This window comes from Mesorhizobium sp. WSM4311, from assembly GCF_002295115.1.
Lineage (GTDB): Bacteria > Pseudomonadota > Alphaproteobacteria > Rhizobiales > Rhizobiaceae > Mesorhizobium.
Genome location: NZ_NSFV01000004.1, coordinates 30,330 through 43,356, shown reverse-complemented (window position 1 = coordinate 43,356; position 13,027 = coordinate 30,330). Strand labels below are relative to the sequence as shown.

Here is a 13,027-nt window from a genome sequence, read left to right as displayed (position 1 = left end):
ATTAGTGAGGAGTGAACAGTGCTCCACGCGCCCCATACTACTCACTACTCACCGACTCCGCCGCCGCTCCGCCGCTGGCTGGAAGGCCACGCGGGCGTGGTACTTGCAATAAGGACCGGTTTCGGCGGCCTCGTTGCCGCAGAAGTTGAAGTCCTCCGATAGCGGATCGCCGTTCGGCCATTTGCAGGTGCGCTCGGTCAGCTCGACGAGTTGCAGATGCCGTGAGATCGGTACCACGACATTCTCGACTGGGCGGATATAGTGCCGCGCCACCGGCTCGGCGTCGAATTGCGTCTGAAGGGCGGTCGCGCCGATCGATGTCGTGACGTGGCGAGCCGTGCTCGCGGCGCGCGCCACCGATTTCTGAACGGTCGAGCCCTGTGTCGTCTTCTTCTGGCGTGCCGGCGTCGCCGTTGCGCGGCCGCGGCCCGACAGCTTCAGACGGTGCACCTTGCCGATGACGGCATTTCGGCTCACCCCTCCAAGCTGGGCAGCAATCTGGCTTGCGCTCAGACCCTCCGACCACAATTTTCTGAGAAGTTCGACCCGCTCGTCAGTCCAGTTCATGAGACCGCGCTCCTGCTAAGCGTGCGGCAATCAGAATCCTTTCCCGACCCAGCACCACTGCTGGGGCAGACACCACATATATCTGGTGATTAGGTCCGCCGCACGAAATCTAGTTATTTCTCGACTACAATTACCTTATGCGCAGACTCGGTGACAAGAGTCCCAAGTGCAACACGAATCGGTTTTTTCGGTTTTCCCCAACTTGCCGGTCGCTTATGAGCCGGCGTCTCGTCAGGGGGCTTGCCGCGTGCCACTACGCGACCTTTTCGTTGACTTCATGGCCGAAAAACACGATAAGCCGCACAAGGCCGCCGCTTTGGCGGCTTTTTTGATTTTCCGGTACCGGAGACGCATATAATGAGCGGTTCGGCGCTTTACGAGACCTTTGCTCGCGCTCCCCTGGCTTTCGACCACGGGGAAGGCACTTGGCTGGTTACCGACAAGGGCGAGCGATATCTCGATTTCGCCGGCGGCATCGCGGTCAATTCGCTCGGCCATGGCCATCCGCATCTGGTCGCTGCGCTGACCGAGCAGGCGGCAAAGCTGTGGCACGTCTCCAATCTCTACGAGATTCCCGGGCAGAGCCGGCTTGGCGAGCGCCTGGCCGATGCCACATTCGCCGACAAGGTGTTCTTCACCAATTCCGGCGCCGAGGCGCTGGAATGCGCGATCAAGACGGCGCGGCGCTACCATTTCGTCAAGGGGCATCCCGAGCGCTTCCGCGTCATCACCTTCGAAGGCGCCTTCCATGGCCGCACGCTGGCGACCATCGCGGCCGGCGGCCAGTACAAATACCTCGAAGGCTTCGGCCCCAAGGTCGAAGGCTTCGACCAGGTCGGCTTCGACGACATCGATGCCGCCGAGAAGGCGATTACGCCGGAAACCGCCGCGATCCTGATCGAACCGGTGCAGGGCGAGGGCGGCATCCGCCCGGTCCCGACGCAGTCCCTGAAGCGACTGCGGCAGCTTTGCGACCAGCACGGCCTGTTGTTGATCTATGACGAGGTCCAGTGCGGCATCGGCCGCACCGGAAAGCTGTTCGCGCATGAATGGTCAGGTGTTGCGCCCGACATCATGGCGATCGCCAAAGGCATTGGCGGCGGCTTTCCGATGGGCGCTTGCCTTGCAACCGACGAAGCAGCCGTCGGCATGACGGCTGGCGTGCACGGCACCACATTCGGCGGCAATCCGTTGGCCATGGCGGTCGGCAACGCCGTGCTCGACGTGGTGCTGGAAGAGGGCTTCCTCGAAGACGTCCAGCGCAAGGCATTGCTGATCAAGCAGGGCCTGGCGGCGATCGCCGACGAGTTTCCCGATGTCATCGAAGACATCCGGGGCACCGGCCTCATGCTTGGCCTCAAATGCGCCATGCCCAACACCAAGGTGAACATGGCGCTGCGCGACCAGCATTTGCTGGCGGTTCCGGCCGGCGACAACGTCATTCGCCTGCTGCCGCCGCTCACCGTCACCGACGCCGAGATCCACGAAGCGCTCAACCGCATCCGCGCCGGTGCCAAAGGCCTGGCGGATGCCATCGCCGTGGCCGCCGCGAAGTAATTCCGGAAAATTGCCGATGTCAGTTCGCCATTTCACCGATCTTTCCACCGTTTCCGAAGGCGACCTGCGCTTCATGCTGGACGACGCGGTGGTGCGAAAGGCGCGCCTCAAGGCCGGCGAGCGGACCCGGCCGCTCGAAGGCAAGGTGCTGGCGATGATCTTCGACAAGCCGTCGACGCGCACGCGCGTCTCCTTCGATGTCGGCATGCGCCAGCTCGGCGGCGAGACCATCATGCTGACCGGCACCGAAATGCAGCTTGGCCGCTCCGAAACCATCGCCGACACCGCCAAGGTTCTGTCGCGCTATGTCGACGCGATCATGATCCGCACCACCTCGCATGAACGGTTGCTGGAGCTGACCGAGAACGCCACGGTTCCGGTGATCAACGGGCTGACGGATGACACCCATCCGTGCCAGCTGATGGCAGACATCATGACCTTCGAGGAGCATCGCGGTCCGGTGGCCGGCAAGACCATCGCCTGGACCGGCGACGGCAACAATGTGCTGCATTCGCTGCTCGAGGCCTCGGCGCGGTTCCGCTTCAACCTCAACGTCGCCGTGCCGGAAGGCAGCGAGCCGGCGCAGAAGCATATCGACTGGTCCAAGGCGCATGGCGGCAAGCTGCACTTCACCCGCTCGCCCGAGGAAGCCGTCGACCAGGCCGACTGCGTCGTCACCGATTGCTGGGTGTCGATGGGCCAGGAGCATCGCGCCCGCGGCCACAACGTCTTCTCGCCCTACCAGGTCAATGCCAAGCTGATGGCGCATGCCAAGCCGGACGCGCTGTTCATGCACTGCCTGCCGGCGCATCGCGGCGAGGAAGTCACCGACGAGGTCATCGACGGACCCCATTCGGTGGTCTTCGACGAGGCCGAGAACCGGCTCCACGCCCAAAAGGCGGTGCTTGCCTGGTGTCTTGGGGCTTGAAGTGTCTTGGGGTTCGAAGTGGCTTGGGGTTTGAAAGGTCCGGGCGCTTGATCTGCGGAGGCGCGATGCCTATCTGCGCCGCATCACGCAAATCAAGCGCGTTTGGACGCATGCACCCCAGGGGGCGGCATGGCCGCGCCCTGGAGCTTTGTCATGTTGGAAACGCATCAAGTGACTGAACATCACCCCAAACTCGGCGAGTTCGGCTATGCCGGCGACGACCATGTCGTGCCGTTCGAGGTCGGCCCGCTCGACGTGCGCGGCCGTACCGTGCAGCTCGGGCCGATGCTCGACGCCATTCTCAGCCGCCACGATTATCCCGAGCCGGTCGCCCGCCTTCTGGCGGAAGCCTGTGTGCTGACGGTGCTGCTCGGCACCTCGCTCAAATTCGAGGGCAAGTTCATCCTGCAGACCCGCACCGATGGGCCGGTCGACATGCTGGTGGCGGATTTCACCACGCCGTCGGCGCTGCGTGCCTATGCGCGCTTCGATGCCGATCGCCTCGAGGCACTGGTCGCCGCAGGCGAAACGTCCCAGCAGACACTGCTCGGCGGCGGTGTGCTGGCACTGACCATCGACCAGGGCGCCCATACGCAGCGCTATCAGGGTATCGTCCAGCTCGACGGCGAGACGCTGGAAGACGCGGCGCGCACCTATTTCCGCCAGTCGGAGCAGATCCCGACGGATATCAGGCTGTCCGTGGCCAAGCTGTTGACGCCCGGCGTCGGCGGCGCGCGCGAACAATGGCGCGCCGGCGGTATCCTGGCGCAGTTCCTGCCGCAGGCGTCCGATCGCATGCGCGTTCCGGACCTGCACGGCGGCGATGGCGATCCGCGCGAGGAGATCCATGATCCCACCGACAATTCCTGGCAGGAATTGCTGGCGCTGCTCGGCACCATCGAGCCGACTGAGCTGATCGATCCGACGATCGGTACCGAACGGCTGCTCTATCGCCTGTTCCATGAGCATGGCGTGCGGGTTTTCGGCGGCGTTCCCGTCGCCGACCAGTGCTCATGCTCGCGCGACAAGATCCGCGGCATCCTCGAGGGCTTCTCCGCGCAGGAGATCAAGGACAGCACCGAGGATGGCGGCATCCACGTCGCCTGCGAATTCTGCTCGACACAGTACGACTTCGATCCGGCGGAATTTGCCGCGCAATAAAGCCAGTCCTTCTCCTCGTAAAACGGGGAGAAGGACGCTAATTCACCGTACGCCTGGTCCCCGGCAGATCCAGCGAAAATGCCGGGATGGCGATGTCGAAAGTCTCGCCGCGCTTGTTGCGCATCGTGTAGTGCCCGACCATGATGCCTGATGGCGTCGAGAGCGGGCAGCCGGACGTGTATTGATAGCTGTCGCCGGGATTGAGTTCGGGCTGGTCGCCGACGACACCCGGGCCACGCACTTCCTCGACCCGGCCGGCACCGTCGGTGATGTGCCAATAACGCGACAGAAGCTGCACGAATTCGTCCGACTGGTTGTCGATCGTTATCTGATAACCCCAGACATAGCGGTTCTCGGAAGGATCGGAGCGGTCCTCGAGGTAGAACGGCCTGACCTGCACTTCGATGTTGCGCGTGACGGCGCGGTACATAAGCGGCTCCAAAACGATCCGATACCTTTCGGCGCTCCCGGCGAGCAGATCAACGAGCGCGTCTTGTCGCGCCTCGTCTTGAAACGCAGGTGCCGGCAAAGAATGTCATTTAAGTGACACATGACAATGATGGGGTGCGCCGACCAATGCCGGGCGACTCGGGCGCTCTGTCGAACTGTCGAAAACGGCCGCCACACCGGCCGGTTTTTCTGGAGTGACCGGATCTCGATGGAACTCACTCTCATAACCGCCTCGCTGTCGTCCGCTCTCATTGCCTCAAACCTCGCCAGTATCCTGCTCGCCGCCTCACAGCTGGGACGGCGCACCACGATCGCACCGCCGGTCGGCAAATCGCCGCCGGTATCGATCGTCATACCCTCGCGCGGCGTCGAGCCGTTCACGCAGGAGACGCTGGAGCGCGCTTTCTCGCTCGACTGGCCGCGCTACGAGCTGATCTTCTGCGTTGCCCATGGCGACGATCCGGTGGCCAGGTTGATCCGCGCCGCCATTGGCCGCTTTCCAAAAGTGCCGGCCCGGCTGTTGATCGGTGACGACCGCGTCAGCGCCAATCCCAAGCTCAACAATTGCGTCAAGGGTTGGGAAGCCGCGCGGCACAACTGGGTCGTCCTCGCCGACTCCAACGTGCTGATGCCGAGAGACTACATCCAGCATCTGATGGCGGCGTGGCAGCCGGATACCGGCCTTGTCTGCTCGACACCGATCGGCTCGCGGCCGGAGGGCTTCTGGGCCGAGGTCGAATGCGCCTTCCTCAACACGCTGCAGGCCCGCTGGCAATATGCCGGCGAGGCGCTCGGCCTTGGCTTCGCCCAGGGCAAGAGCATGTTGTGGAACAAGCCGATGCTGGATGCCAATGGCGGCATCCGCGCGCTGGCCGCCGAAATCGCCGAGGACGCCGCCGCGACCAAGCTGGTCAATGGGCTTGGCCTATGCGTCAATCTCGTCGCGGCACCCTTCGAGCAGCCGCTTGGCAGGCGCACGCTTGGCACGATCTGGTCACGCCAGGCCCGCTGGGCGCGCCTGCGCCGCGTAACCTTCCCGCGGTTCTTCGCCCCGGAAATCCTGACGGGCGCGGTGGTGCCGCTGGCGCTTGCGCTGGTTGCGGCGGCAAGCGCCGGCTTCAGCCTGCCGCTGACGGCCATCGCCGTGCTGGCGGCCTTTTATCTACCGGAATGCGCCCTGGCCTGGTCCAAGGGCTGGCACCTGTCGCCGCGCACGGTCGCGGCGATGATTGCGCGGGACTTGATGCTTCCAACCATGTGGGCGCGCGGCTGGCTCGGCGGCGCCGTCGACTGGCGCGGCAATGCGATGATCATCGGCACCAAGGCCGCCGAACTGGAAGAGGCGTCGTCGCGCGCCTGATCGCGGCGCGGACGACGCTGCCTCGACGGCTCCCTATTTGGCGCCCTTCAGCGCCTGCGCGATGTCTTCCAGAAGGTCGTCGGTATCCTCAAGGCCTACCGACAGCCTGAGCGTTCCTGGCCCGATGCCGAGTTCGGCGCGCGCCTCTTCGCTTAAATTCTTGTGCGTGGTCGTCGCCGGATGGGTGATCAGGCTCTTGGCGTCGCCGAGATTGTTCGAGATCAGCACGATGTCGAGCGCGTTCTGCAGGGCGAAAGCCGCCTGCTTGCCGCCCTTGACGTCGAGGCAAATCAGCGTCGAGCCGCCCGACATCTGCTTCTTGACGATCTCGGCCTGCGGATGGTCGGCGCGGCCGGGATAGATGACGCGGGCAATCTGCGGCTGCTCGGCGAGGAAATCCGCGATCTTGCCGGCGCTCTCCGTCTGCTGGCGCACACGCAGCGGCAGCGTCTCCAGGCCCTTCAGCAGCGTCCAGGCGTTGAAGGGCGACAGGCTGGGGCCGGTGTGGCGGAAATAGTCATGCAAATTCTCGTCGATCCACTTCTTGTCCGACAGGATCACGCCGCCGAGACAGCGGCCCTGGCCATCGATGTGCTTGGTGGCCGAATAGACGACGATATGCGCGCCGAGCTGCAACGGCTTCTGCTGGAGAGGCGTGGCAAAGACATTGTCGACGACAAGCCGCGCGCCGATCGAATTGGCGAGCGCAGCCACAGCAGCGATGTCGACCACTTCCAATGTCGGGTTGGTCGGGCTTTCCAGGAAGAACAGCTTGGTGTTGGGCCTGACCGCCTTTTCCCAGTTGGCGATATCGGTGCCGTCGACCAGCGTCGCCTCGATGCCGTAGCGCGGTGCCAGCGTCTCGACCACCCAACGGCAGGAGCCGAACAGCGCGCGCGCCGCCACGATGTGGTCACCGGCCTTGACGCTGCAAAGAAGGGCCGCCGTCACCGCCGCCATGCCCGATGCCGTGGCGCGCGCATCCTCGGCGCCTTCGAGCGCACACATGCGCTTTTCAAACATGTCGACGGTCGGATTGGCGTAGCGCGAATAGATGAAGCCCGGCTCCTCGCCCTTGAAGCGGGCTTCGGCGGCTTGCGCCGTTTGATAGACATAGCCTTGGGTCAGGTACATCGCCTCGGAGGTCTCGCCGAAGCCGGAACGCAGGGTTCCGCCATGCACGAGGGCTGTTTGAGGCTTCCAGTTGCGCTTCTTGCTGCTCATTGCTTTTGTTCCAGACACAAAAAAACCGGTCGCGAAAGTCGCAACCGGTCCATACGGCCTCGCGGCCAACGGTCCTTTAGCGACTTGTTTAACGTGGCTGCAAGCCGACCGGCCAAATCACCACGGGATAACGACCCTTTAGACCCGTACCACGCTTGCGTCAATTGCCGGCTTCATTAAGAGGTTTGTACCAAGCAGGTTCCGCAAAAGCGTTTCACGGTTTTGCGGCGAGAACCTGCGGCAGGAAAATCGTCTGGCCTAGGAGCGGAGCCTTGCGGCAGACAGGCATTCTTCCCGATCAGGATATCTCGGCGCTGTTCCAGTCCGGCGCGCTGAAGTCGCCGCGCGCGCTCGATGCCGACCAGATCCAGCCGGCCAGCCTCGATCTCAGGCTCGGCGACAAGGCCTGGCGGGTGCGGGCGTCCTTCCTGCCGGGTCCGGATCATCGGGTTGCCGACAAACTCGACCGACTGAAGCTGCATGAGTTCAGCCTCGCCGATGGCGCGGTGCTGGAAACGGGCTGTGTTTACATCGTGCCGCTGCTGGAAAGCCTTGCGCTGCCCCCAACCGTGTCCGCCTCGGCCAATCCGAAGAGTTCGACCGGGCGGCTCGACATTTTCACCCGCGTCATGACCGACCGTGGCCACGAGTTCGACAAGATCGCCGCCGGCTACAACGGTCCGCTTTACCTGGAAGTCAGCCCGCGCACCTTCCCGATCGTCGTGCGCACCGGCTCGCGCCTGTCGCAGATCCGCTTCCGCACCGGCAACGCGCTGCTCTCGGAAGCCGAATTGCATGAATTGCACCGCGCGCAGATGCTGGTCGCCACCGAGCCCCCGAATATTTCGGGCGGCGGCATCGCGCTGTCGATCGATCTCAAGGGCGACGGTGACGGGCTGGTCGGCTATCGCGGCAAGCATCACACCGGCCTTGTCGATGTCGACAAGCGCGCCGCGCAGGACGTCGTCGATTTCTGGGAACCCATCCACAAGAGCGGCGCCGGCGAACTGGTGCTCGATCCGGACGAATTCTACATTCTCGTCAGCCAGGAGGCGGTGCATGTGCCGCCGCTCTATGCTGCCGAGATGACGCCCTTCGACCCGCTGGTCGGCGAATTTCGCGTCCATTATGCCGGCTTCTTCGATCCGGGCTTCGGCCATTCGGCGGCCGGTGGCACCGGCAGCCGGGCGGTGCTTGAAGTGCGCAGCCACGAAGTGCCGTTCATCCTCGACCATGGCCAGATCGTCGGCCGGCTGGTCTACGAGCACATGCTGAAGCGGCCGCAGGCGCTCTACGGCACCGATCTCGGCTCCAACTACCAGGCACAGGGCCTGAAGCTCTCCAAGCATTTCCGCGCCGCGCGCTGAACCCCGATTGCCGCCAGGCAAGATACTTGCCTGCCGGCACATCATGCGTGGCTGGCCTGTCGGTCGCCGGGATGGCGGCGCTCAAGGCGAACAAGAAAATGCAGATCTCGAAATGGATCCTGTCGGCGGCAGGCGCCGCCCGGCGCTGTAAGCCACGGAGGAAGAACAGGCGAGGGATAGGGCCAAGCCCGCTAAGATGAAACCAAGCCCCATCCCGTTCATTTTCTCTCCCAGGATATTGGCGCTATCTCAAAGCGCCTTCACCGCCACCTTCACTGGTTTTTCGATCTCGAGCGGGTTGCGCAGCGGCAGGCCGAAATCCCCGGCCTCGATCTCGAACACATCACCGGCCTCGGTCTTGACGCCGTCGGCGAAGGACAGCGTCGCGGTGCCGAACATATGCACATGCACGTCGCCCGGCTGGCGGAACGCCGAATATTTGAAGTGATGGTGTTCCAGATTGGCGATGGTGTGCGACATGTTCGCTTCGCCCGACAGGAACGGCTTTTCCCACAGCGTCTTGCCGTCGCGCACGATGCGCGAGGTGCCGCGGATGTCGGAAGGCAGGTCGCCGATCAGGATCTCCGGTCCGAACGAGGCGTTGCGCAGCTTGGAGTGGGCGAGGAAGAGATAGTTCACCCGCTCGGTCACGTGGTCGGAAAACTCGTTCGACAGCGTGAAGCCGACGCGGAAGGCGGCGCCGTCATCGCCGATGACATAGATGCCGGCGATCTCTGGTTCCTCGCCGGCGTCCTTGGCGAAGGCCGGTGACAGGAGTGCGGCACCCGGCGCCACGGCCATCGTGCCGTTGCCCTTGTAGAACCATTCCGGCTGCACGCCGACCTGGCCCTTGGCGGGCTTGCCCCCCTCCAGTCCCATGCGGAACATCTTCATGGAATCAGTGAGCTGCTCCTCGCCATCGGTGCTGAGCTTCTTGTGCATGGAATCGCGCGTCGCCGCCGAGCCGAGATGGGTCAGGCCGGTGCCGGTGAGGTGCAGATGCGCCGGGTCGGGGTGATTGATCGGCGACAACAGCCGCCCCTTCTTGTAGGCGGCATCGAGGTCGACCGTCTCGCCGAGCCCCTTGCGCTCGATCAGGGTGGCCAGGCCGACGCCGGTGCGGGCCGCCTCCATCGCCAGCGAATAGACGCTGCGGGCGCCGTTGATGATCCGGGTCTTGCCGCCATTGCGGGCAACGACGCGGATGGTCTCGGCGTCATCGAGAATCTGCGAGATCAGCATGATCAATCCTCTCTCATGTGCGTTGGCATGGCTGCCGCCGCGGCAAACCTTCCCAAGCGCGGCTGGGACGTCGCCCATGCCACGGGTGAAATTCTCCGTTCGGATTGCGCTCGCGGGGCCTGGTTCCTTGAGGGAACTTCTTCGTGCCGGTCGGTTGCCGGCAGCGCCGCGATGTGACCCGTATGCCTTCCTCGTTGCCTCGCCGGAGCAGTTCGGTCCGCTCCCGGTATTTTGTTTTCACGCAATTCCCGTGGGAAAACCGCGATGCGCTTTCCTGGAATTGTTCCTGTCAGGCCTTGTTCTTGTTGTAGACGTCGAAGATCACGGCGCCGAGCAGGACCAGACCTTTGACCACCTGCTGCCAGTCGACATTGACGCCCATGATCGACATGCCGTTGTTCATCACGCCCATGATGAAGCCGCCGACCACGGCGCCGATGACCTGGCCGACGCCGCCCATCGCCGAGGCGCCGCCGATGAAGACGGCGGCGATGACGTCGAGCTCTGAGCCCAGACCGGCCGCCGGCACGGCCTGGCCAAGGCGAGCCGCGATGATCAGGCCGCCCAGCGCCGACAGCACGCCCATATTGATGAACACCAGCAGCGTCAGCCGCTCGGTGTTGATGCCAGACAGCTGCGCCGCCTTGGGGTTGCCGCCCATGGCGTAGATGCGGCGACCGATGGTCATGCGCTTGGTGACGAAGACGAACAGCGAGATCAGCACGCCCATGACCAGCAGCACCACCGGCAGGCCCCTGTAGCTGGCGAACTCATAGACCAGGAACAGCGCCAGCGCGCTGGCGACCAGCGTCTTGACGACGAACAGGGGGAAGGGCTCGGCTTCATAGCCGTGGCGTTCGCGCTTGCGTCGTGTCCTCACGCCGAAATAGGCATAGGCCAGCACGGCGATCAGGCCGAGCACGACCGTCGTCATGTGCAGCGTCAGGCCGCTGCCCACGATGGTCTTGCCGGCGGCGTTCACCGTGGGCGGGATCAACGTCAGCGGGCCGATAACGTCCGGGATGAAGCCGGAGCTCAGCGCCTTGAAGCCGTCTGGAAGGGGGCCTACCGAGGAGCCGCCGCCCAGCAGCGCCTGGCAGATGCCGCGGAAGATCAGCATGCCGGCCAATGTCACGATGAAGCTCGGTATTCGGTGATAGGCGATCCAATAGCCTTGCGCCGCACCGATCAGGCCGCCCACGATGAGGCATACGATCGAAACCACCAGCGGATTGCTGAGCGGCCCGAGCTGCCAGATGACCATCATGTTTGCCGCCAGGGCGCCGATGAAACCGGCGACCGAGCCGACGCTGAGGTCGATATAGCCGGAAACGATGACCAGCAGCATACCCAGCGCCATCACGATGATGAACGAGTTCTGCTGCACCAGATTGCTGAGGTTGACCGGCTTGAACAGCGTTCCCGACGTGGTGAACTGGAAGAACAGCATGATGACGATCAGCGCGATGATGAGACCGTATTCGCGCAGGTTCGTCGTCAGCGCCGAGACGGCAATGCGTGGACGCTGGTCCTCGGCGATGTTGCCCTGCGGGGCGGGGGCGCTGTCGGTGCTCATGCTGCTTTTCCTTCTCCCCGAACGATGGCGCGCATTATTTTTTCCTGGCTTGCGTCCGCCGCGGGCATTTCGCCGACGATGCGGCCTTCGTTCATGACGTAGATGCGATCGGTGATGCCGAGCAATTCCGGCATTTCCGACGAGATGACCACGATCGCCTTACCCTCCGAGGCAAGACGCGCGATGATCGTGTAGATTTCGTACTTGGCGCCGACGTCGATGCCGCGCGTCGGCTCGTCGAGGATCAGCAAATCCGGATCGGCGAACAGCCATTTCGACAACACCACCTTCTGCTGGTTGCCGCCGGAAAGATTGCCCGTCATCTGATAGACGCTCGAAGCGCGGATGTTGGTCTTCTTGCGATAATCGTTGGCAACGGCGAGTTCGCCCAGATCGTCGATCACGCTGTGACGCGACACGCCGCCGAGATTGGCAAGCGTGATGTTGTGCTTGATATGGTCGATCAGGTTGAGACCGTAAGTCTTGCGGTCCTCGGTCACGTAGGCGATGCCGTGTTCGACCGCCTTGCTCACGGACGAGACATCGATCGGCTTGCCCTTGAGCAGCACCTCGCCCCTGATGTGGCGGCCATAGGAGCGGCCGAACAGGCTCATGGCGAATTCGGTGCGGCCGGCGCCCATCAGCCCGGCTATGCCGACCACCTCGCCCTTGCGCACATTGATGTCGATGCCCTTGATCACCTGCCGTTCGGCATGAATCGGGTGATAGACCGACCAGTTTTTCACTTCGAAGACGACCTCGCCGATCTTTGGTTCCCGCGGCGGATAGCGGTCGTCGAGCGAACGGCCGACCATCGAGGTGATGATTCGGTCTTCCGAGATATCCTTCTTGGCCAGCGTCTCGATGGTGCGCCCGTCTCGGATGACGGTAACCTTGTCGGCGACCCGGTTCACCTCGTTGAGTTTGTGCGAGATCAGGATCGAGGTCATGCCTTGCCGCTTGAACTCGAGCAAAAGGTCGAGCAGCGCCTGGCTGTCCTTCTCGCTGAGCGATGCGGTCGGCTCGTCGAGGATCAGCAGTTTGACTTCCTTGCTCAACGCCTTGGCGATCTCGACCAGCTGCTGCTTGCCGACGCCGATATTGGTGATCAGCGTCTTGGGGTCCTCCTTGAGGCCCACCTTCTTCAACAGCGCGCTGGTGCGCGCCTCGTTGGCGTCCCAGTCGATCATGCCGTATTTGGCGTGTTCGTTGCCGAGGAAAATGTTTTCGGCAATCGACAGCATCGGCACCAGCGCAAGCTCCTGGTGGATGATGACGATGCCCTTGTGTTCGCTGTCATGGATGCCTTTGAACTGGCATTCCTGGCCTTGAAAGATGATCTGGCCTTCATATGTGCCCGCGGGATAGACGCCCGACAGCACTTTCATCAGCGTCGACTTGCCGGCGCCGTTCTCGCCGACCACGGCGTGGATTTCGCCTTCCTCGACGCTGAGGTTGACATTCGACAGCGCCTTCACGCCGGGAAACGTCTTGGTGATGTCGCGCATCTCCAAAATCGTCGAGGTCATCAGGGCAAGCTCCTAGACTTTCTTGTTTTTACGCAATTCCCAGGGGAAAGCGTTACGCGCGTTTCC

The 13,027-nt window shown here is 63.3% G+C and carries 11 protein-coding genes and 1 riboswitch; of the genes, 5 read left to right on the top strand and 6 right to left on the bottom strand.

Translation table 11 applies throughout. The features are described from left to right. Nucleotides 1-48: 48 nt before the first annotated feature. The gene (locus tag CK226_RS11070; protein ID WP_095771888.1) at nucleotides 49-567 is read right to left on the bottom strand and encodes a GcrA family cell cycle regulator; all 519 of its coding nucleotides are present in this window, start codon (nucleotides 565-567) and stop codon (nucleotides 49-51) included. 357 nt (nucleotides 568-924) lie between these two features. On the opposite strand from CK226_RS11070, the gene CK226_RS11065 reads away from it, so the two are divergent. From CK226_RS11065 to CK226_RS11055, 3 genes are all read left to right on the top strand, one after another. Next, nucleotides 925-2,124 (top strand): aspartate aminotransferase family protein, encoded by a 1,200-nt coding sequence (locus CK226_RS11065; RefSeq protein ID WP_095771889.1) that lies wholly within the window; start codon nucleotides 925-927, stop codon nucleotides 2,122-2,124. Between the two features lie 16 nt (nucleotides 2,125-2,140). After that, nucleotides 2,141-3,052 carry an ornithine carbamoyltransferase gene (gene argF / locus CK226_RS11060; RefSeq protein ID WP_095198318.1) on the top strand — a complete coding sequence of 304 codons (912 nt, stop codon included), beginning with the start codon at nucleotides 2,141-2,143 and terminating at the stop codon, nucleotides 3,050-3,052. A 129-nt stretch (nucleotides 3,053-3,181) separates the two neighbouring features. After that, a complete protein-coding gene (locus tag CK226_RS11055) occupies nucleotides 3,182-4,213 on the top strand; it encodes an Hsp33 family molecular chaperone (protein WP_095771890.1) in 1,032 nt (343 codons plus the stop codon). Between the two features lie 37 nt (nucleotides 4,214-4,250). Here the strand turns inward: CK226_RS11055 and apaG are convergent, their stop codons facing one another. Continuing rightward, complete coding sequence (gene apaG / locus CK226_RS11050) at nucleotides 4,251-4,643, bottom strand: Co2+/Mg2+ efflux protein ApaG (protein ID WP_010913396.1); 393 nt, start codon at nucleotides 4,641-4,643, stop codon at nucleotides 4,251-4,253. Between the two features lie 228 nt (nucleotides 4,644-4,871). Between apaG and CK226_RS11045 the strand changes: the two genes are divergently transcribed. Further along, nucleotides 4,872-6,023 carry a ceramide glucosyltransferase gene (locus CK226_RS11045; protein WP_095791878.1) on the top strand — a complete coding sequence of 384 codons (1,152 nt, stop codon included), beginning with the start codon at nucleotides 4,872-4,874 and terminating at the stop codon, nucleotides 6,021-6,023. A 33-nt stretch (nucleotides 6,024-6,056) separates the two neighbouring features. On the opposite strand, the gene CK226_RS11040 is transcribed toward CK226_RS11045, so the two are convergent. Then, nucleotides 6,057-7,247 (bottom strand): O-succinylhomoserine sulfhydrylase, encoded by a 1,191-nt coding sequence (locus CK226_RS11040; RefSeq protein WP_095771892.1) that lies wholly within the window; start codon nucleotides 7,245-7,247, stop codon nucleotides 6,057-6,059. 56 nt (nucleotides 7,248-7,303) lie between these two features. Continuing rightward, nucleotides 7,304-7,381, bottom strand: a riboswitch (SAM riboswitch). A 138-nt stretch (nucleotides 7,382-7,519) separates the two neighbouring features. Between CK226_RS11040 and CK226_RS11035 the strand changes: the two genes are divergently transcribed. Next, complete coding sequence (locus CK226_RS11035) at nucleotides 7,520-8,614, top strand: 2'-deoxycytidine 5'-triphosphate deaminase (protein ID WP_095771893.1); 1,095 nt, start codon at nucleotides 7,520-7,522, stop codon at nucleotides 8,612-8,614. A gap of 249 nt (nucleotides 8,615-8,863) precedes the next feature. Here the strand turns inward: CK226_RS11035 and araD1 are convergent, their stop codons facing one another. From araD1 to mmsA, 3 genes are all read right to left on the bottom strand, one after another. Continuing rightward, nucleotides 8,864-9,856 carry an AraD1 family protein gene (araD1, locus tag CK226_RS11030; RefSeq protein WP_095771975.1) on the bottom strand — a complete coding sequence of 331 codons (993 nt, stop codon included), beginning with the start codon at nucleotides 9,854-9,856 and terminating at the stop codon, nucleotides 8,864-8,866. Nucleotides 9,857-10,145: 289 nt separating this feature from the next. Next, the gene (gene mmsB, locus CK226_RS11025; protein ID WP_095771894.1) at nucleotides 10,146-11,432 is read right to left on the bottom strand and encodes a multiple monosaccharide ABC transporter permease; all 1,287 of its coding nucleotides are present in this window, start codon (nucleotides 11,430-11,432) and stop codon (nucleotides 10,146-10,148) included. Next, nucleotides 11,429-12,961 (bottom strand): multiple monosaccharide ABC transporter ATP-binding protein, encoded by a 1,533-nt coding sequence (mmsA, locus tag CK226_RS11020; protein ID WP_095787313.1) that lies wholly within the window; start codon nucleotides 12,959-12,961, stop codon nucleotides 11,429-11,431. The genes mmsB and mmsA overlap by 4 nt, the downstream gene beginning before the upstream one ends. Nucleotides 12,962-13,027: the final 66 nt, after the last annotated feature.

What these genes read in the sequence shown, in the direction of transcription:
- mmsA (WP_095787313.1), bottom strand. Translation starts at nt 12,961, where the DNA reads ATGACCTCGACGATTTTGGAGATGCGCGACATCACCAAGACGTTTCCC.
- CK226_RS11065 (WP_095771889.1), top strand. Translation starts at nt 925, where the DNA reads ATGAGCGGTTCGGCGCTTTACGAGACCTTTGCTCGCGCTCCCCTGGCT.
- argF (WP_095198318.1), top strand. Translation starts at nt 2,141, where the DNA reads ATGTCAGTTCGCCATTTCACCGATCTTTCCACCGTTTCCGAAGGCGAC.
- CK226_RS11045 (WP_095791878.1), top strand. Translation starts at nt 4,872, where the DNA reads ATGGAACTCACTCTCATAACCGCCTCGCTGTCGTCCGCTCTCATTGCC.
- CK226_RS11070 (WP_095771888.1), bottom strand. Translation starts at nt 567, where the DNA reads ATGAACTGGACTGACGAGCGGGTCGAACTTCTCAGAAAATTGTGGTCG.
- CK226_RS11055 (WP_095771890.1), top strand. Translation starts at nt 3,182, where the DNA reads ATGGCCGCGCCCTGGAGCTTTGTCATGTTGGAAACGCATCAAGTGACT.
- CK226_RS11040 (WP_095771892.1), bottom strand. Translation starts at nt 7,247, where the DNA reads ATGAGCAGCAAGAAGCGCAACTGGAAGCCTCAAACAGCCCTCGTGCAT.
- mmsB (WP_095771894.1), bottom strand. Translation starts at nt 11,432, where the DNA reads ATGAGCACCGACAGCGCCCCCGCCCCGCAGGGCAACATCGCCGAGGAC.
- araD1 (WP_095771975.1), bottom strand. Translation starts at nt 9,856, where the DNA reads ATGCTGATCTCGCAGATTCTCGATGACGCCGAGACCATCCGCGTCGTT.
- apaG (WP_010913396.1), bottom strand. Translation starts at nt 4,643, where the DNA reads ATGTACCGCGCCGTCACGCGCAACATCGAAGTGCAGGTCAGGCCGTTC.